The organism is Timaviella obliquedivisa GSE-PSE-MK23-08B (assembly GCA_019358855.1).
Classification (GTDB): domain Bacteria; phylum Cyanobacteriota; class Cyanobacteriia; order Elainellales; family Elainellaceae; genus Timaviella; species Timaviella obliquedivisa.
In genome coordinates this window covers 290,748-309,881 of the sequence record JAHHII010000004.1, presented here as the reverse complement: position 1 = coordinate 309,881, position 19,134 = coordinate 290,748, and the positions used below count along the sequence as shown (strand labels likewise).

The following is a 19,134-nucleotide window of genomic DNA, read 5'->3' as shown; positions in this document are numbered from 1 at the left end:
GCGTCTACCCGTTCCGATAAAAATTATGACTCTGTGCCGATTAATAAAGTGACAAACGTTTCTTGGTGATAATAAGTTTTGCCGTGCGATTCTAGCGGTGAGAACTCGCCATAGGTATAGAATCCACAGATGGGAAGTGGGGTCTCTAATGCGTTTTTTACCACTAAGTATTCTTCTTTGGCACGGGTGCCCAACAGCCAGCGCCGACAACAACAGGAAAACAGCAACACTGCCGTAGGCGTAGTGCCAGGATAGCGAGAGAGAGCAGTTTGAAAAGATGTTTCGGATGCTGCAATCAAGATATCGCGGCTAATCTCAGTTAGCTGTACTAGGGAGTTTTCGGGAATATCGCATAAGAAATGAATACTTCCAACCTCAGGATCGGAGGCATTAGGCACGCGCATATAGTAGGAGCTATCAGAACCATCACTCCCCGCTTCATAAACAGCCAGTGGATTTTCAGCAGAAGGCGGGCGATCGCCCAAATAGCGCTGATAGAACTCCACTGCTGGCTTTCCGTCGATTTCATAAAGAACTGTACCTTGAGCTTTGGTGACTACACCTTTGGCTCCCATTGGTGTCCAGCCGCAAGCTGTTCCGTAGGAGACGTGGAGATCTCCCGAAAAAATTAAAATGGGCAGAGCGTCGATTAGTACCTCAGTGCGGAAAAACTGGTAGGTTGTTTTGAAGCGATACTGATCTCCGGCGGTTCCGCCTAAAACAGGTACTTGTTCCCCTAAAGCAAGAGTCAATCCTGCCATCATTCCTTCGCCGCTGGTGGTGGCACCGTTTGCTGTATAGCTAGACGGTAAGGCAATGCAGAGTTTAGGCTCGGCGCTGGGCTGCATCGCTTTCTGTACCGCTTGTTTCGCTGCGGCTGTAGGATCGTTCTGTGTTTCATATCCTACGCCAGCCTTGATCTGCACTGTATCGGAGCAAAAAAGCATTAGCGTTAAAGAATCTTGCTGAAACCCCAATTTAGAAGACATTTCACCATCGGTAGTGCAACCAATAAGTTCAAGATTGGGGAACACCTGATGAATTTGTTTGAGAATGAGAGCATGTTCAAAGTCGATCGCCGCAAACAAGATTCCAGCTTGGGGCAACAAGGGGAGCAAGTCTTCCAAACATTGTTCCAAAACGCTCTCAATAGCAGATTGGCTATCTGGATCGTCACTGTGACCTACTACTACTTTAAGCATCTTAATTTTCTACCTAAAACGTTGTAACTGTCGGGATGACTCAGTATTCTCAGTGTGCCCATTGGTTCAAACAGAATCACGCCTTTGGTCAATCGTATGGTGACGACTGTGTATTTTAGTAATAGGTGTTCATAAAGGCTTTAGATCAGGTTTTAATAAAACTGTAATGGTTTATTCTATTTTTTGTTTTAATAAAAGATTCGTGGTAATGTTTTTCACTTTTAATAACACTCTTTTTAGTGATAATTTAATGATCGATCGCGATTCATCAACTTGTTCATTTAAAGTATTTTTCTAGGTTAAAAATTTGTTAAAAAATTGTTCCCTCCAGTCTTTTCAGCAGACCTGACTCACCGTCTTAAGTCGCAATTTTTGCCTTTGATCATTTGAACTGAAAATATTTAGCCATTTGACCGATAATAAAAGGCTGACTGCATCAGTGAGAGGAGAAAAACATGGGCTACCGCATGGATCGTCGAGCATATGCCGAAACGTTTGGTCCGACAGTGGGCGATCGCGTTCGCCTTGCCGATACTGAGCTAATTATTGAAGTAGAGCAAGATTACACGACCTATGGCGATGAGGTGAAATTTGGCGGTGGTAAGGTGATTCGAGACGGGATGGGGCAATCGCCTATTACCAATGCCGACGGTGCGGTGGATGCAGTGATCACGAACGCGCTGATTTTAGATTGGTGGGGCATTGTCAAAGCCGATGTGGGGATTAAAGACGGCAAAATTTTTGCCATTGGTAAAGCCGGAAATCCTTATATTCAAGACCATGTGAATATTATTATTGGCCCTGGAACCGAGGCGATCGCCGGGGAAGGCATGATTCTGACGGCGGGTGGGATAGATACCCACATTCACTTTATTTGCCCGCAACAAATCGAAGTCGCGATCGCGTCAGGCGTTACTACTTTAATCGGTGGTGGTACGGGTCCCGCAGCCGGAACCAACGCTACGACCTGCACTCCCGGTCCCTGGAACATGTACCGAATGCTGCAAGCTGCCGATGCGTTCCCAATTAACTTAGGGTTTTTGGGTAAGGGCAATAGCAGCTTGCCCCAGGGCTTGGTGGAGCAAGTAGAAGCTGGGGCGATCGGGCTAAAGCTGCATGAAGACTGGGGCACGACTCCCGCGACGATCGATAATTGCCTCAATGTTGCCGAAGACTACGATATTCAAGTCGCAATTCACACCGACACGCTCAACGAATCGGGCTTTGTTGAAGATACGATCGCGGCATTCAAAAACCGAGTCATTCACACTTACCATACCGAAGGCGCAGGCGGCGGACATGCACCGGACATTATTAAAGTTTGCGGCGAAGCCAACGTTTTGCCCTCCTCCACCAACCCCACCCGTCCCTACACCGTCAACACCCTCGAAGAACACCTGGACATGCTCATGGTCTGCCATCACCTCGATCGCGGCATCCCAGAAGACGTGGCATTTGCCGAATCTCGTATCCGTCGAGAAACGATCGCCGCTGAAGATATTCTTCATGACCTGGGAGCCTTCAGCATGATCTCTTCTGACTCGCAAGCCATGGGACGCATTGGCGAAGTGATTATTCGCACCTGGCAAACAGGGCACAAAATGAAGGTGCAGCGGGGTGCTTTGCCGCAGGATAGCGATCGCAACGACAACCACCGCGCCAAACGTTACATTGCCAAATACACCATCAATCCCGCCATTACCCACGGCATTGCTAACCACGTCGGCTCCATTGAAGCAGGCAAACTCGCTGACCTGTGCCTATGGCGACCCGCTATGTTTGGCGTTAAGCCCGAAATGGTGTTGAAAGGTGGCATGATCGCCTGGGCACAAATGGGCGATGCCAACGCCAGCATTCCCACCCCTCAACCCGTTCACATGCGCCCCATGTTTGCCAGCTATGGCGGAGCCAGAACCGCTACTTCTCTTACCTTTGTTTCCCAAGCTGCCCTCAAAAACGGCATTCCTGAACAACTAAAGCTCCAAAAAATAGCCGTTGCGGTTGCCAATATTCGTCAACTCTCTAAGCGAGACATGAAATTGAATGATGCAATGCCTCGCATGGAAGTTAATTCAGAAACCTATGAAGTTCGAGCAGACGGAGAACTGCTCACTTGTGAACCCGCAACGGTATTACCGATGGCACAGCGATACTTCTTGTTTTGATCATCAAAAAGTCTCGATGATCACAAGATTAAAGCAACTCAGTTAGCCTCTTAATTGCAAGAAGGTGCTGCTTAGGTAAACAGCACCTTTAATTTTCGGGCTTGTTCTAATAGCTCCACGATGAGTGCTTGAGGTTTGAAGATCCTCCCAAATCTCCCTGATAAAGGGGGCTTTGAGGGTTCGGTTGTTTCCTTTTTACAAAAGATTGGGGAGGATCATCTCAGCATACTCAAGCCTTAGAAGGACGGTTGTGCCAACCTGATGAAATCAGCCTTGGTGATGTTGTCAGCCGACTCTTTTTTGAGAACTGCCAACACATCATTACCCCGGCTAATGACTGTATCTCTTCCAGACTGCTCAATGGACAGGTTCCCAAACCTTAGTCTGCCCGTCAGCCCCAATTTGTCGATTCTATCTTGGAAGTCGCGGATGAGAACACGTCCCCCCGTTTCTAAGCCAAAGACATCGGCACCTTTTCCACCCACAAACAAGTTGTTGCCTCGACCACCAAAGAACGTGTCTTTCCCGTTGCCGCCAAACATCTTATCCTTACCGTTGCCGCCTAGAAGTTGGTCGTCACCGTCGTTGCCTTTGAGGTTATCGTTTCCAGCATCGCCTGTCAGGATATCGTTGCCAGCAAAGCCAATTAGGGTATCTCTGCCGCCCAGACCCCTTAGCTCATCATCCCCGATCGTCCCTCTGATTACATCTCGGCTGCTTGTTCCAGTCAAAGCTCGTCCGGTCGTGAGAATGGTATCTTGACGCGCACCCAGGTTTTGAATGCGTGAATCTTCAGTGGGGGCAGTATCCTCTTGATCAAATGTGCCGATTTGGAGCAGATATTCTGCTAAAGCATCTTGCTCGGTGCCAACACCAGAGAAGGTAGACTGACCTACTGGAAATGCTACAGTGCCGTCAATTATGCCGTTGCGATTAAGGTCAACGGTAGTTTCGCCTCTAATATCAACCCGGTTAGCGAGGGCAGGATTAGCAGCGATAAACTGCGGGAAAGGATAGCTGTCGCCACCTGTGGTTAGGGTGGTGCCTAGCAAAAAGTCGAGGGTGACCATGCGGAAAGCTTGATTGGGGTCGCCCACAATTGCGCCGTCTTCTACTAGCACCTGAGTGACTTTGTCGTCCTCGTTGATGAGAGCGAGCGATCGCACTCGTTGCCCCGCGTCCAGTGCGCCGTTGTTGTTCCTATCCTCTCCTGGGTTAAGAATTCCATCCCCATTGACATCCTCAGCCGCAGGTCTAGATAGGTCAAAGCTAAAGGTGATACCTCCCACTTGTGGGAAGCGACCTGGAGTTCTGCCGGGGCCCGAATCGCTCATGCCATGTTCGAGCAATTGCAGCAATTGCTGAGCGGTAACGGTAATGAGGGAAAGCCCGTTATTAAACCGCAAAGAGTTCTCAATATCGAGTTGAGAAATGCTGCCGACTTGCTTATTAGGGGCGAGGGGGTTGGGCTGGGGTGGCAGTTTTTGAACGTCGCCCGCAGTGGTTGCGCCGCTGCCTGCTGAAATAACGCCAATATTGTCTCGGATGCCGCCGCCATTTTTGAGCGAAATCGTCACCGTTGGATCGATTAAACGACCATAGGCAAGGTTAGCATCGGCGGTGAGGTTGCCCAGATTAGTTTCTTGCGTCCGCGAATCTTCCCGCCCACCATTGAGGAAAAAACTGGTGTTGCCTGTTATGTTGTTATCTTTATTGGTAATGACAGTTCGCAGTGCATTGGAAATGGCGACCACATTGGCATTAGCCTCGGTTTGTGGGTTCACATCTCGACCGTAGAGTAAATCCACGCCCGCGTCGTCGGTGGCAAATGCACCATTGACCGTGTCGTTGAGACTGCTGAGAACAAGCTTGCCCGCGTCGTCAAAGCCCACGACCGTTCGACCCACATAACGATAGTTTCCGTCGGTGTTAACAACTAGAACGTCTTCATTATTGGCATCTTTTTTAAGGATGGGGTAGTCGCCACCATCGGTGCTACCAGAACGGAGGCGATCGTTGGCATCCAATAAGGTTGTATTAGATCCTCCTGCAATGATGACATCTACATTTCTCAAGCGAGGGGCAAGTTCATCGCGTTCAATATTTAACTGCTGCATATGAGCCAGCAGAATCACTTTGTTAATGCCTGTGTCAGTCAAGGCATTGACTGATGCTTGAATTTCTGCGGCAAGGGCAACGTAGTCGATGGGATTTGCCGGACGCACGCCGACAGATCCAGGCGATGAAATGTTGCGCAGAGTTGGGGTTGTCGCGCCCACAATGCCGATCCTTTCATCATCGGGTGTGCCCAAAATGTTGTCGGCACCCGCCACAGTGATAATGGTGCTTTTGGCAATTTTTCTTTTAATGGTGCTAGCTTCTGCGGTATTCTGGTTGGTTGCTAGCTCACCTCTTAGGTTTGGGTCGGGGGCAAAGTCAAGGTTGGTGCTGAGATAGGGAAAGTTTAGCCCAGGACTGCCGCCGCCCGATCGCAAAATATCCTGAACTTGTCGAGTGCCGAGGTCAAATTCGTGATTACCAAAAGCCGAGGCTTGAATTCCTAGGGCGTTCAAAATGCCTACGTCTGCCCGTCCAATCGTAGGGGCTGTAGAGGTGGTTAAGCCACCTACACCATTCAGGCTCGTATCGCTGGAGGCGTTGAAGAAGGGCCCCGGAATGTAGTTATCACCTGATGAGAGCGTCAGGGTGTTCGCTAGAGCCGTAGGGGAAGCTTGGAACTGAGGGGCAACGTCGTTGGTTCTGAAGCCTTCCAAAATGGCAGAAAAGCCAATGGAATCATCGATCGCTGGAATGCCCGCTTCAAAATCAGAGGCGTGCAAAATCTGTAAAGTAATAGCCATAACTTTTTTCTGGGTGAGATTTTCGGTGGCAAGTAACCTCCACATAAAATCTCATGGCAAGATTAACGACTTATAATCTTTTGCTTAAGAGTAATTAAGCTACAGATCTTTAGAGGTGCTGTTAGGAACATCAGATTTCGATAGAATGTAGACTAGTCGATGTCTGTAGCCCCCTTCCCACTGCCCCCTTACGCCTCTTGATTCAAGCCGAAACTTTAGAACTATTGGAATGGTCACGCCTGTGCCAGCACCTTGCCACCTTTGCCGCCACAAAGCTAGGGACAAGAGCCGCTAGCCATTTACGGATTCCAACCGCTATGACCGAAAGCCAAGCGTTGCTGGCACAGACCCAAGAGGTTTATCAGCTTGAGAGCGAGCTATCCTACGGGCTTGCGTTTGAAGGCATTTATGATATTGGTGATGCCCTAGAACGGGCAGAGCTACAGGGCATCTTAAACGGCACTGAGCTACTGGAACTCGCCACAACTTTGGCGGGTGCAAGGCAGTTGCGCCGGATGATTGATAATCAGCCTAATTTGTTTGTTTTGAATGAACTGGTGTCGGAATTGCGGACTTACCCAGAGCTAGAACAAGCCATTCATCATTGCATTGACGATCGCGGTAAAGTTACCGATCGCGCCAGTGTCAAATTAGAGGCGGTACGGGGCGAACTCCGGCAAGTGCGCGATCGCATTTATCAAACCCTTCACAAAATATTGCAGCGTCATTCCAACGCAATTCAAGAAGCAGTCATTACACAGCGGGGCGATCGCTTTGTTATCCCTGTTAAAGCGCCCCAAAAAGATGCCATTCCCGGTATTGTCCACGACACGTCTACCAGCGGCATGACGCTGTACATTGAGCCGCACAGCATTGTCAGTTTGGGTAACCAACTGCGTCAACTCACCCGCCAAGAACAGCGGGAAGAAGAGTTAGTGCTGCGAGGCTTAACGGAGCAGGTGGCAGAAGTAAAGCCAGATTTGGAAAGGCTTTTGGCGATCGTCACTACCCTCGATTTAGCCACAGCCAGAGCACGATATTCCCTATGGTTAGAGGCGAATCCACCTAGATTTATCGATTTTGGACTGCAAAAGAACGAATCTATTACGCTCCGTCGTCTTCGTCATCCCCTACTCGTTTGGCAACAGCGCCATGAGCAAGGCACAGAAGTTGTACCCATTGATTTAGTGATTCAGCCCCATATTCGAGTAGTCGCCATTACAGGCCCCAATACAGGCGGCAAAACTGTCACGCTCAAGACTCTGGGACTAGCCGTATTAATGGCAAAAGTTGGCTTATTTGTGCCAGCCCGTGAGCCTGTAGAATTGCCCTGGTTCGACCAAATTTTGGCAGACATTGGTGATGAACAATCTTTGCAGCAAAGTTTGTCTACTTTCTCAGGTCATATCCGCCGCATTAGTCGGGTATTAGAGGCGTTAGGGTCAGAGAGCGAAGCGGAACCGCAAAAAAATTCTCTGGTGTTACTAGACGAAGTGGGCGCAGGCACCGATCCTTCCGAAGGTAGCGCCCTGGCGATCGCTCTCCTCAACTATCTTGCCGACCATGCCCAACTCACCGTTGCCACCACTCACTTTGGTGAACTCAAAGCTCTTAAATATCAAGACGATCGCTTTGAAAACGCCTCAGTAGAATTTAACGATGTCACCCTGTCGCCTACCTATCGCTTATTGTGGGGCATTCCGGGGCGATCGAACGCTTTGGCGATCGCGCGGCGACTGGGGCTAAAGGCAGAGATCGTTGAAAGCGCCCAAGGTCATGTGGGGTTAAGCTCTTCGGAAGACATTAACCAGGTCATTGCTGGACTAGAGGCACAGCGCCGACAGCAGGAAGAAAAGGCACTGGCAGCCACGCAGATTGTGGAACAAGCAGAACGGTTGAATCAAGAAATTACTCAGAAAGCCGAAATGCTGCGACTGCGAGAACGAGAATTGCAACAGCAGCAGGAACAAGCCGTGCAGCAAGCGATCGCCCAAGCCAAAGGCGAAATTGCCCAGGTCATTCGCAAACTGCAAAAAGGTTCAGTGACGGCTCAAGACGCACAACAGGCAACCGAAGGGCTAAACCAAATTGCCGATCGCTTGCCCTCGCGCCAGCAAGTGAAGTTGCCCAAGCCAGGATTTATGCCGAAAATGGGCGATCGTGTTCGCATTCCCCGCTTAGGGCAAACTGCCGAAGTTCTGACTAATCCCAATGACGATGGCGAACTCTCCGTCCGGTTTGGTCTGATGAAGATGATGGTTTCGCTAAAAGATGTAGAGTCGCTTCAAGGCGAAAAAGTGGACATACCGCCCAAACCACTCAAGCCTCTACCAGAGCCGTCTGCACCTCCGGCACCTGCCCCCCAAGTTCGCACTTCCCGCAATACGCTGGATATTCGGGGCAGTCGTGTCGCAGATGCTGAAGTTGTTCTAGAGCAAAAGATCGCGGCGGCGGATGCAGGTTGCCTATGGATTATTCATGGTCATGGTACGGGCAAGTTGAAGCAAGGAGTGCAGGAATTTTTGAAGCGGCATCCGCAAGTAGCCAGGTTTGAGGCGGCAGCACAGGCAGATGGTGGGACGGGGGTGACGGTGGCTTACATTGACTGAATTAAGGAGAGTGAATTAACAAAACTCCCTATTTAATAAGCACACAACGGGCTGATTAACCTGCATAACTCGCTTGCTGCTGGACAGGAATTTGGATGACAAACTCTGTTTTCTCGCCAGGGAGGGAAAAGCAATCTAGTTTACCACCATGTTTCTCAGTGATAATCTGATAACTAATTGACATTCCCATGCCCGTTCCTTTTCCTACAGATTTTGTGGTAAAAAATGGATCGAAAACTCGTTGCTGAACGGATTCAGGCATACCTATGCCGTTATCAGAGATTGCAATTTTTACCCACGTTAAGTCTACAACGGAAGTTTGGATAGTAATACGACCAGGATTTTTCTGAATTTCTGGGTAGGTTCGTTCAATATTGGCTTCTTCAAGTGCATCAATTGCATTTGCCAGAATGTTCATCAATGCTTGATTGAGTTGACCTGGATAGCATTCTACAATGGGTAAATTACCATAGTCACGAATGACCTCGATCGCCGGAGCCTCCGGGGTATCTTTTAAGCGATGCTGCAAAATCAATAACGTACTGTCGATGCCCTCATGAATGTCAACAGCTTTAAATTCTGCTTCATCCATGCGTGAGAAATTGCGCAGCGACAAAACGATCTGGCGAATGCGCTCAGTCCCTATTTTCATGGAATCTATGATCTTAGGCAAATCCGTTTGGATAAACTCTAAATCAATGTCTTCTGCCTTAGCTTGGATCTCAGGTGCCGAGTCAGGATAGTGATCTCGGTAAAGTTGCATAAAGCTCAATAAACTTTGGGCATATTCCTGCACATAGTTTAGGTTGCCGTGGATAAAGTTTACCGGATTGTTGATTTCATGGGCTACCCCTGCCACAAGCTGCCCCAAACTTGACATCTTTTCAGCCTGCACCAGTTGAGTTTGTGCGCGTTTGAGGTCTGCGAGGGTTTGCTCTAGTTCGCGGCTTTGGTCTTCTAAGTTTGTCTGCGATTCTTTTAGCTCATAGATGACTTGCCTCAGTAAGGATTCTTTCTTTCGAGTGGTTTCTTCCAGTTGAAGACAGGTCGCATCCGATCGCTCTAACTTTTTTCGGAGAAGTCGATTTTCTTTTTCCAACTGCTGAACTCTGACTTGCAGAGCGGTTTCATTCGATAACATTTAGGCTTCCCCCAGCAGTAAGGTAATAAAGGTTTCGTTGTGATAATGGGCTGCTCCTTTCTGCTGTAAGGGGGCTATTTCTCCGTTAGTATAAAACCCACAACTGGGTAACAATTGCGGCAAAGATTGAGTTAAACAGGATTGCGCTTGCTCGTACTCTTCTTTAGTTCGACTGCCTAAGATCTGGCGGCGGCTTGCACAAGAAAAAAATAAGGCAGCCGCAGGAGCTTGACCTGGATAGTTCTCTAATGCTTGCATCGTTGACTGTTGGGATGCAGAGAGAATTTCATCATGGGTTGCTTCTGTAATCTGTACTGTAGACTGTACTGGAACATCGCCAAAAAAGGTAATGCTGCCGATGCTAGGGTCATAGATGCCAGTAGGGGCGCGCATATAATGGCGATCGCTATCTGCGTCAAACAGTGCTAGTGGATATTCTGAGGAAGGGGGCAAGGCTCCTAAATAGCGATGGTAAAACGCTAGAGCAGGTTGGTCGTCAATCTCATAAACGACGTTGTTCTCGGCTTTGGTCACTCGTCCTGAATTGCCAATGGGATGCCAACCGCTGGCAATTCCATGGGAAAATAAAATAGCGCCAGAAAACAATAGAACTGTTACCGCATCGCTACACACTTCGGTTTTAAAGAATTGATAGGTTTGCTGCGATCGCCATTGATCGGCGGTAAGTCCGCCAAAGATCGGCACCTGTTCTCCTAAAGCCTGCTTGAGGCTATCCAGCATTAAAACTCCGCTGGTGGTTAAGCTTTCGGGTAAGGCAATGCAGAACTGAAGCTCTTCTTGATGAGCCGCAATTGCCTGTTGCACAGCAGCCTCGGAAGCGGCGATCGGATCTTTAGAGACACCCCGTCCAATTCCAGCACTGATAGTAATATTGTCTGAGCAGAATACCATGAGAGTCAGAGAATCCTGCTCAAACCCCAACACAGAAGACAGTTCTCCATCAGTGGTTCCGCCAATTAACTCGATCTCTGGAAAGGCTTGGACAACTCGATTCAGAATGAGGGTATGGTCAAAATCAATGGCAGCAAACAATATACCTGCCTGGGGATTCATGCCTGCTAGAGTAGAGTGTATTTGCTCTAAAACTTCCAAGACAGCAGTTTGAGAATCGGGATCGTTACTATGACCAACGACAAACTTTAACATTACTTCTTTCCTAGAAATCCAAGGCTAGGTTGCCTATTACCTGTTCATAGAGTTCCCTCTTCGTTTTAGTAAATTTCTTTTAAGCAGTCGATTTTATCGGCTTGGCGGTCTAAGTTTTGGCTGGGTTAGCGACCCTTGCGGTATTTGCGAAGCAGCGCGCTGATGTGATGAGAAGTGCGATCGCGCTGATAGAGACTTGCTAATTTGGGCGATTGCTTGCGGTATCGGGAAGTGCGATTGCTTGTCAAAGCAGTTCAGGCATTGTTGAGGAGTGGTAAATCTTGCAATATTCAGTGTCTTGATCTTAGGGTAGGGGCGATCGCTGCTGTGGTGTGAAGGGCGATTGCGCATAGAATGCTAATGTTTTACTTCACTTGCCGTGAATCACTCCCGAATTCCTACAGCTAACCTCTTGGAGGTCAAGTGTGATGGAGTTTTGATGTCTTGTGTGACTTATAGTCCGTGGACTAATAATCTACATTTTTAGACAATGTGACAACACTCAGCTTTTTACTGGCTATTAATGGAAACGTCAATTGTGAATGGAAAAAGTACTGATCACTGCCGTCGCTTCTACAGTAAGACATTTTCGTAAGGCAAACGGTATGAGCCAAGAAGATCTTGCTGATAAAGCAGGCTTGGACAGAACTTATATTTCAGGAGTTGAAAGAGGAGTTCGTAATATTACACTCGATTCATTAGAGCAGATAGTATATGCACTAGGTGTAGACTTACCAATATTTTTCACAAAGTTATTCGATGAATTTAATCAAAAACATGGCTCATAATCATACCGATAACATCTAGACTTCTGAAGCACGACATGAGTGGCAAGCTAAATGGATTTTAGAGCAAGAAGACCGAAACTACCTCAACTCCTCGATAGGAAAATATATAAAACAGGACAGACAAGAGGAGCAGATGATGATGTCATATATCAAAATCGTGTTTCTAGAAACAGCACAGTATTAATTCCTCATACTCTCTGGGGAAAATGTTCTAGCCCGCCTAATGGCGAATTGACCTTTGACAATGGGTTTATTGTTCTTATTAGTCCAGAAATCTACTTTACTACCGATAATATTGTTCAAGAACTTCAGTCCCATGGATTATATCTTGGTAGAAATACGTTGATATTTTATGAAACTCGGACTCAATGGAACCTATACAATCCTGAAATAAATGGTTTGACTGCTGCACAATTTAGACAAGAACCTCTTGGCGGACAGTACGTAGCACGAGTGTCTGCAACAACTTCCTCGGAAGATGGAGGAAAGATTATACGGGGATTTGATTCGACATCTTCAAAAGGAGCAGGTATTAGATTATATGAGTATGCAAGCTCGAAAATGAATGCAGAGTGTCGCCTTCAGCTTGAGGCCCTTTACTGGTCTTGTTGTGATTCAGATAATGTTTCCATAGAGAAAGGCATGAACGCTGCTGACATTACAATACGAAAGCAATACATTCAAGCAGAGTGTCAAAAATTTTATCTATTGGACAAAGATCGACTAACCGAAGCTCGTACTATCAATCGAAATGGGTTCACAATTTGTCCACTGTGCTTGGAGCAGCTTTCAAGTCGAGGCTTCTTCAGCCGACTAGAGCAGGCAGAAGGTCGGGGAGTTCACAACTTAACCATAACTCAGATAAACCTTTTCCATATCGAAGAGTTGAGGTATGGAGTCTATAATCATAGGCCCTATAATCTCGGTTGGGGACACCATCACTGCAACGTAGTTGTCAAAGATTCTGGCATTATGGAGACTCTTGAGTGGATGTATGGCGTCGTTAAAATTAACATCAATGACGGTCATTTTACTCCTGAGAACAATCCAAGTTGATGCACTAAAGTTGAGCTACCGTTCTCTTGTGGTTGATATTTAAGCTCTTTCCCATTGCGTTTCATATTTTCCACCTCTAAACGCGCAGCAACAGCTTTTACCCACTTCTGATCAATTTCTAGCGCAATAGTACGTCTTCCTAGATTGAGAGCAGCTAAAGCTGTACTTCCTGAACCAGAAAAACAGTCTAGTACTATGTCGCCTAGATTGGTCGTTGCCCCAATAGCATGTTCCAACATAGCCAAAGGCTTCTCTGCTGGATGTTTACCTTTGTAGGGGCGAACAGATGGGAAAGTCCAGACATCAGTAAATTCTTTGGAGCCGTCAATTTTAAAGACTCGGGTGACATCTTCATAAGGCGGCATGTAGTCTACCTGACCTGTACTAATTATTGCGGAGCATATCTTTTCATATTGTTCTCGGCTAGGTGTATTACGACCAGCTTCCCAATTAGAAACTGCACCGCCATGATTGACTTTTCCATATGCACCAACCATAGCAGTCAATTCATGTTGTGATAAGCCTGCTTTACTCCGTACATCACGAAGAAACTTAGCAAATGGCGAACGATGAAGATTTCCTTCAACTGCTGGCTCGGCAAATAGGATACGCTCTGAGTGAGGATACCACTGTCGGAGTGCCTCTTTCTTCATTTTTCCTTTCCAACCGTCAAATCCTGGATCATTTGGCTTAGTCCAAACGATGTGAGAGAGTATATTAAAGCTCTTAGTAAATAGCATCTCAAGCCGCGCAGCCATTGAAGAGTCACAGAAACAGAATAAGGAGCCGTTTGGACGAAGCACCCGACGCCATTCGGAAGAATATGATTCTATCCATTCGAGATAATGCTGATCTTCCTCAAATTGAGTATCGCCGTAGATATTTTGCTTCTTTGTAGAGTGATAAGGCGGATCTGTCAAAATCAGCGAAATACTGTGAGCAGGTATCTTTTGAAGCAATAGTAATGAATCACCTTCTGCAAGAATGCCACCAGGTGCAGAGGCTCGAATGCTGCTAGACAATGCAAGGGCAATTTGTTCAAAATCTTGTTCTCTTGTAGACATTTATCAGCAACTATTCATCGAAAGGTGACTTATAGTCTACAATTTCGGACAAGAAAAATCAACCTATCTTGAGTGCCTCTGCCATGAATCAGCCACTGTAGACTAGAGGCATGACCCGTCATTAGAGAGTTTTTAGTCTCAATTTGCCTTCGCAGTTTGTCTAAATATCTTATTTTTTACGGAGCTAAACAGAATTTACTCTTTTTTCAATGGGGTGAGGTGACAGCATTATGGCATAAAAATCCTTCATCCCCTTGACTTTCACCAACAATCCTCGGTATTCTCCAAAGCTAAGGCTGTGTGGCATTGCACACAGTCAGACCCCAAAAACCTAGCACCGCCCATCGCTGTTACGAGCAGCAGATGGACGGCTAACCCCCAAACTGTCACTAGCAGGATGGTGGCTGTCGGAGATTTTAACATTCTCCTAGCCGCCCTGATTCGCTTCGACTTGATGGGCGGCTAGGTTTTGGGTTTTCTGTCCCCAGAAACTCAAAGGATGATTGCCAAATGAATACAACGTTGAGAAACAAGCTACGAAGCAAACTGCCCATTCAGTCAGCAGTTGACGCTCAGATGGCTGCATTGCCTCAGCCCACTCCCCACCGAGAACAACTAGCAGTATTACTGATTGGCTCTCCCGAAGGCGTGCGCGAGAACATTCACGAATTACACCAGCGCGGCTACGCCGAAGCCGGGAACTGGAGCGGGTTATTACCTGCCCCTAATCCGGGTGAAGTGATGAGCGTGCTGATCCGTTCTCGCATGGCAGTGTAAGGGCGCGCTCTTCGAGATACCTGCAAGGGGTCGCCCACTCTACAGCGGAATGCATCTATCTCTTTATGACTTCGGTGCATTCCGCTGGGTTGAATAGGAGAGCGATCGCGCTGAGTTCAGCTAATCGTGATCAAAAATAAACAAACTAGGTAACACTTTGAAATACTCTCCCAGTGTCTTAGCTTGAGCTTTACTAATCGATCGCTTACCGTTAACCACCTCAGAAACAACCCCGCTCGATCCGATTATTCCAACTAAATCAGATTGCCGAGTTCCACTTGATTCCATAATGTGCTGCAAGATTTCGTGCGGCGGAGATTTTTCTGTTGGATAATGCTCTACTTCATAAGCCTTAATCAGCATCACCATGAGCTTGTGTAAAGCTCGTTCTTCAGGAGTGCGATTTTTGGTAAACGTTAGTCGCTCTGCCACTGCTAAGGCGCGATCGTACTCAGCTTCTGTTTCAATCACCATTGGAGCGACTTCAGCCAGCAGGTTGCTATAGGTAACAGGATTAAAAGTAAGGGTCATTTTTCCACTTGTCTTTATCGTATTCAGCGTGGGTGAGGAAGTATTTGTAATATACCGTTTGATCTTCGTAGTCGATTCCCACAATCAGTCGATAAGTGTTGCCTTTGATATTAAAAACAGTAAAGTTTCCTACGGCTTCAGCATCTCGATAAACTAGACGAACATCTTCTAAATTTTGCCATTCCGCTTTGCTAACCGTTGCAAACCAGTGGTCGATATTAGTCTTTACGTCAGGATACTGCGCTGCATTAGCTCGAAGATTGCGAATTGAAATCAGGTGCATGTTCTATGTTGTTTTTCATTGTTAAAAGTATAAATTAATCAATAATGATGCTATGCTCTCATTTTGAGAGAAAAATGTCAAGGTGTTGATCTGACTATCTTAGAGATGGGATTAATCTGGTTTAGCTGAAACTCCTCTAAAATTAAGTTATCGAGCAACGCAGAAAGTATGACCACTGAAGAACGCCTGGATCGACTAGAAGCACTAGCAGAAACCACTTTACTTGCTGTCCAACAGCTTGCCCACCAGCAAGCCAGCAATCATCAAGAAATGCGCACCAACATTAGTGATGTGGTGAGCATGATTACAGTTCTAGCCCAAAGCGCTGACGAAGATCGGGCTATCATGCGAGAGATGCAGGGTGAGATTCGAGAGGTGCAAGGTGAAGTCAGGGGTTTGCAAACCGAGAATCGTAGAATTCTGGATCATCTAATTAATAGAGAAGACTTAAACGAATGAACGATTCCATCCTAGAAACCATTTTGCAACTCGCCAAACCACGCTCAGAAGCGGCTGAGATTTACTTTGTCTCTAGCGAAGACACGCCGATCGAATTTGAGAATAATCGTCTCAAGTCGCTGCAAACCAAGGCACTACAAGGCGTAGCGCTACGGGTCATTTGCAACGGTCGGTTTGGGTTTGCCAGTTCCACTGATCTGACTCGACTAGAAGATCTGGTCGATGCTGCCGTGCAGACTGCTGAAATTGGCAGCGCAGCAGAGTTTGAGTTTGCTGCAAATTTCCATCAGGTAGAGAGTGGTGGCACAAACTATGCACCCCCCAAAACCGAAGAATTAGTCGAAGTAGGCGATCGCCTCATTCAACAAGTCCACGATTACAACGCCGAAATTCTGGTAGACGTGAGCTTTCACGCCCGCTCTGGCACCGTCAAAATTGTTACCAGCAACGACGTATACGCCGAACGCACCAGCCGCACCACCAGCGTCAGCATTTCAGGAAACCTGGTGCGAGGCGAAGACTTTTTACAAGCCTATAGCTTCGATGTCGCCAACGATCGCCCCCTCAACACCGATCGCATTTTGGCAGAGCTATTAGAAAAATATCGACGGGCAGAGCAGACCGCCACGATTAGCAGCGGATCTTATCCTGTGCTGTTTACCCCCAGGGCAGTGGCTAGTGCGATCGCCGGACTATTCGACACCGTTCTCTCAGGGCAAACCGTCGTCCAAAAATCTTCTCCCCTTGCCGACAAAATTGGCGAAACCCTCTTCGACCCTCGCCTCACCCTCTTTGAAGACCCCAGCCTCGGCATCAGCGCCCGCACCTTCGACGACGAAGGCACCCCCACTAGCCGCAAAGCCTACATCAAAAACGGCACCGTCAAAGGCTTCTACTGGGATCGCCGCTGGGCAGCCCGTGCCGGACGCGAATCCACAGGCAATGGCTTCCGGGGCGGCTTATCTCGTCCCTCTCCCGACATGGTTAACATCTGCATGGCTCCGGGCAGCACTTCCACCGCCGACCTCATCGCCAGCATAGATGAAGGCATTATTGTCGATCAGGTTCTAGGAGCCGGGCAGTCGAACCAACTCGCCGGAGAGTTTTCAGTCAACCTCGATTTAGGCTACAAGGTTGAGCAGGGCAAGATTGTCGGACGGGTGAAAAACACAATGGTAGCGGGCAGCATTTTTGAGGCATTCCAAAACCTAGCAGATTTGGGTGATACGCCAGAATGGGTGGGCGGCGGCTCTTACTTGCCTAGCCTGCTGTTTTCAAAGCTAGGAGTTTCTGCAAGACAAGGTTGATATAAAATGCTAAGAACTTCGTTTAGGGACAGAATATGAGTGCAGAGCGGTTGGATGTAATCGACGCTAGATTAGAGCGGCTGACGGCTGTTGCTGAACGGACAGCCGACAACGTTGAGACCATTTCAGAGGGGGTAAAAGCCCTGACCGAGCAGGTAGGGCTAATGACGATGGGCTTGACTGAGATTCGGCTCACCGCAGAGCGGCAAGAGCAAAATATTACGCGACTGGTGGGCATTGTAGAGACGTTGATTCAACAAAAGGGCGGATAATTCTAACCTAGGGGATGAAGAAGGATGAGAAGATGGCAGAGAAGGTAATTTTTGAAAGCCCCAAAGCTTGGGTTCAGGTCATTGAAACACCTAGACGGTTTTACTATTTACGTCGCAAGCATAGAGATTCTGTGGGTGTGTTTCTAGTCCGTAAAACTCTAGAGCAGACTTGGGAAGTTTTAGTGAGAATGCAGCCGTTACCTGTTCACAATGCAGATTTAGATGATGACTTTCGGCTGTACCCTTGCCCAATTACTGGAGGTTTGGACACTCCAGATGAATTGCTGGATGAATGCGTTATCCGAGAAGTGCTAGAAGAGTCGGGCTATGCGCTTTCTGAACTGCAAGATTTGGGTAAATATATTGTTGGTACTCAAACCGATGAAACGGTTTATCTGTTCTGGCAAGAAGTAACAGGCATGGAGCCTCAAGCCGCGACACAGGATGGATCATTTTTTGAATCTATTAGTAAAAATGAATGGAAACCGCTTGATTTTTTGAAGACCTGTGATTATTCGGGCTGTCAAATTGGTTATTACAGATTGCATGAACTTTTGCATTAGAGAACTAAGATAATGCGTGATGCTTCGCAGAGACTAAAAAGGTCGCCCTACTCCATTTCCAAATCTATCTCAAATGTTATCCTCCATCAGTTCATTAAACTGCGTCTTCTCTGGTTTATTTTAGTTGCAGCTTTATTCCTCTCTGGCTGTGTTCACAATGATGTAGCCATAAAATTTTATGATGCTAATCATGGCGAAATTGTACAGCATATTCGCTTTAAACCTCAGGGTTCTATCCATCTTAGTTCTGATCTTAATGACGCGATCGCCACTGCTTGGGTCGAGAGCTTAGAACAACGCACAAAAGCATTAGGTGGTAGCACTCGTCATCCTCAAGCGCAAGAATGGCTCATGACTATTCCGTTTCATAACGCCAAAGATTTAGAGTCAAAGTTTAACCAATTATTTCGATCGCAATCAGCACAAAACTCGGAATTGCCCACTTCTCGGTTGCAAATTAAAACGAAAAATCGGCTGATGTGGCAGCGTCAGCACTTGCAGTATGACTTGGACTTGCGATCGCTCCGAGCCACACTCCAGGGCAATCTTAGTGAGTCGATAGATCTCGAATTCAAGCTCAAAACTCCTTGGTGGGCACAATCACCCATAACTGATGACAAATTGTCTTCTAAACTTCGTAAAAGCGAGGGGCAATTAGCATGGAGATTAAAGCCAGGGGCCATGAATCATATTGAAGCGATCTTTTGGGTACCTAACTTTGTAGGAATTGGATTTTGCGTCATTAGTTTAATGATCATTGGGGGAGCAATCGTAAAAATTCTGTTGTTGTCGGGGGCTGAAATTGTGGCTGCTGAAATGGATTAATCGGCTCAATTTAGAGCAGAGAAGATTTATCAGAAAATGAGTAATCCCACAAAAAATTCCGCAA

20 protein-coding genes are annotated in these 19,134 nt (G+C 47.2%); 10 read left to right on the top strand and 10 right to left on the bottom strand.

Features of this window, described 5'->3' with window-relative positions; all coding sequences use genetic code 11:
* Positions 1–23 precede the first annotated feature (23 nt).
* Complete coding sequence (locus KME11_09810) at positions 24–1,202, bottom strand: FIST C-terminal domain-containing protein (GenBank protein MBW4515508.1); 1,179 nt, start codon at positions 1,200–1,202, stop codon at positions 24–26.
* A gap of 455 nt (positions 1,203–1,657) precedes the next feature.
* Between KME11_09810 and ureC the strand changes: the two genes are divergently transcribed.
* Positions 1,658–3,367, top strand: a complete 1,710-nt coding sequence (gene ureC, locus KME11_09805; GenBank protein MBW4515507.1) for an urease subunit alpha — start codon at positions 1,658–1,660, stop codon at positions 3,365–3,367.
* Positions 3,368–3,603: 236 nt separating this feature from the next.
* On the opposite strand, the gene KME11_09800 is transcribed toward ureC, so the two are convergent.
* The gene (locus KME11_09800; GenBank protein ID MBW4515506.1) at positions 3,604–6,228 is read right to left on the bottom strand and encodes a 5'-nucleotidase C-terminal domain-containing protein; all 2,625 of its coding nucleotides are present in this window, start codon (positions 6,226–6,228) and stop codon (positions 3,604–3,606) included.
* 197 nt (positions 6,229–6,425) lie between these two features.
* Between KME11_09800 and KME11_09795 the strand changes: the two genes are divergently transcribed.
* Positions 6,426–8,837 carry an endonuclease MutS2 gene (locus tag KME11_09795; protein MBW4515505.1) on the top strand — a complete coding sequence of 804 codons (2,412 nt, stop codon included), beginning with the start codon at positions 6,426–6,428 and terminating at the stop codon, positions 8,835–8,837.
* Positions 8,838–8,892: 55 nt separating this feature from the next.
* Here the strand turns inward: KME11_09795 and KME11_09790 are convergent, their stop codons facing one another.
* The 3 genes from KME11_09790 to KME11_09780 all read right to left on the bottom strand — a co-directional run bounded on the left by KME11_09790 (position 8,893) and on the right by KME11_09780 (position 11,496).
* Positions 8,893–9,978 carry a HAMP domain-containing histidine kinase gene (locus tag KME11_09790; protein MBW4515504.1) on the bottom strand — a complete coding sequence of 362 codons (1,086 nt, stop codon included), beginning with the start codon at positions 9,976–9,978 and terminating at the stop codon, positions 8,893–8,895.
* Positions 9,979–11,145 carry an FIST C-terminal domain-containing protein gene (locus tag KME11_09785; protein ID MBW4515503.1) on the bottom strand — a complete coding sequence of 389 codons (1,167 nt, stop codon included), beginning with the start codon at positions 11,143–11,145 and terminating at the stop codon, positions 9,979–9,981. It abuts the gene before it with no gap.
* Between the two features lie 93 nt (positions 11,146–11,238).
* The gene (locus KME11_09780) at positions 11,239–11,496 is read right to left on the bottom strand and encodes a hypothetical protein (GenBank protein ID MBW4515502.1); all 258 of its coding nucleotides are present in this window, start codon (positions 11,494–11,496) and stop codon (positions 11,239–11,241) included.
* A gap of 191 nt (positions 11,497–11,687) precedes the next feature.
* Between KME11_09780 and KME11_09775 the strand changes: the two genes are divergently transcribed.
* Together KME11_09775 and KME11_09770 are read left to right on the top strand one after the other, a co-directional pair.
* Positions 11,688–11,933: a helix-turn-helix transcriptional regulator gene (locus tag KME11_09775; protein ID MBW4515501.1), complete on the top strand. Its 246-nt coding sequence runs from the start codon at positions 11,688–11,690 to the stop codon at positions 11,931–11,933.
* Between the two features lie 51 nt (positions 11,934–11,984).
* Positions 11,985–12,989 carry a BstXI family restriction endonuclease gene (locus KME11_09770; protein MBW4515500.1) on the top strand — a complete coding sequence of 335 codons (1,005 nt, stop codon included), beginning with the start codon at positions 11,985–11,987 and terminating at the stop codon, positions 12,987–12,989.
* Here the strand turns inward: KME11_09770 and KME11_09765 are convergent.
* The 3 genes from KME11_09765 to KME11_09755 all read right to left on the bottom strand — a co-directional run bounded on the left by KME11_09765 (position 12,959) and on the right by KME11_09755 (position 14,639).
* Entirely contained in the window at positions 12,959–14,053 is a 1,095-nt protein-coding gene (locus KME11_09765) for a site-specific DNA-methyltransferase (protein MBW4515499.1), read from the bottom strand. The two genes, KME11_09770 and KME11_09765, sit on opposite strands and share 31 nt — an antisense overlap.
* Positions 14,054–14,314: 261 nt before the next feature.
* Positions 14,315–14,476, bottom strand: a complete 162-nt coding sequence (locus KME11_09760) for a hypothetical protein (protein ID MBW4515498.1) — start codon at positions 14,474–14,476, stop codon at positions 14,315–14,317.
* Between the two features lie 4 nt (positions 14,477–14,480).
* A complete protein-coding gene (locus KME11_09755; GenBank protein ID MBW4515497.1) occupies positions 14,481–14,639 on the bottom strand; it encodes a hypothetical protein in 159 nt (52 codons plus the stop codon).
* Here KME11_09755 and KME11_09750 point away from each other — a divergent pair.
* Positions 14,630–14,830, top strand: a complete 201-nt coding sequence (locus KME11_09750) for a hypothetical protein (protein MBW4515496.1) — start codon at positions 14,630–14,632, stop codon at positions 14,828–14,830. The two genes, KME11_09755 and KME11_09750, sit on opposite strands and share 10 nt — an antisense overlap.
* Before the next feature lie 120 nt (positions 14,831–14,950).
* On the opposite strand, the gene KME11_09745 is transcribed toward KME11_09750, so the two are convergent.
* Positions 14,951–15,361: a transcriptional regulator gene (locus KME11_09745; protein MBW4515495.1), complete on the bottom strand. Its 411-nt coding sequence runs from the start codon at positions 15,359–15,361 to the stop codon at positions 14,951–14,953.
* A complete protein-coding gene (locus tag KME11_09740; GenBank protein ID MBW4515494.1) occupies positions 15,345–15,644 on the bottom strand; it encodes a type II toxin-antitoxin system HigB family toxin in 300 nt (99 codons plus the stop codon). The genes KME11_09745 and KME11_09740 overlap by 17 nt, the downstream gene beginning before the upstream one ends.
* A 168-nt stretch (positions 15,645–15,812) precedes the next feature.
* Here KME11_09740 and KME11_09735 point away from each other — a divergent pair, with 168 nt between their 5' ends.
* From KME11_09735 to KME11_09715, 5 genes are read left to right on the top strand one after another with little or no spacing between them, the layout of a single operon-like run.
* Positions 15,813–16,103: a hypothetical protein gene (locus KME11_09735; GenBank protein ID MBW4515493.1), complete on the top strand. Its 291-nt coding sequence runs from the start codon at positions 15,813–15,815 to the stop codon at positions 16,101–16,103.
* Positions 16,100–17,410 (top strand): TldD/PmbA family protein, encoded by a 1,311-nt coding sequence (locus tag KME11_09730; protein ID MBW4515492.1) that lies wholly within the window; start codon positions 16,100–16,102, stop codon positions 17,408–17,410. The genes KME11_09735 and KME11_09730 overlap by 4 nt, the downstream gene beginning before the upstream one ends.
* Positions 17,411–17,445: 35 nt before the next feature.
* Positions 17,446–17,682, top strand: a complete 237-nt coding sequence (locus KME11_09725; protein ID MBW4515491.1) for a hypothetical protein — start codon at positions 17,446–17,448, stop codon at positions 17,680–17,682.
* Positions 17,683–17,714: 32 nt separating this feature from the next.
* Positions 17,715–18,245, top strand: a complete 531-nt coding sequence (locus tag KME11_09720; protein ID MBW4515490.1) for an NUDIX domain-containing protein — start codon at positions 17,715–17,717, stop codon at positions 18,243–18,245.
* Positions 18,246–18,257: 12 nt separating this feature from the next.
* Entirely contained in the window at positions 18,258–19,070 is an 813-nt protein-coding gene (locus KME11_09715) for a DUF3153 domain-containing protein (protein MBW4515489.1), read from the top strand.
* The last annotated feature ends 64 nt before the right edge of the window (positions 19,071–19,134 follow it).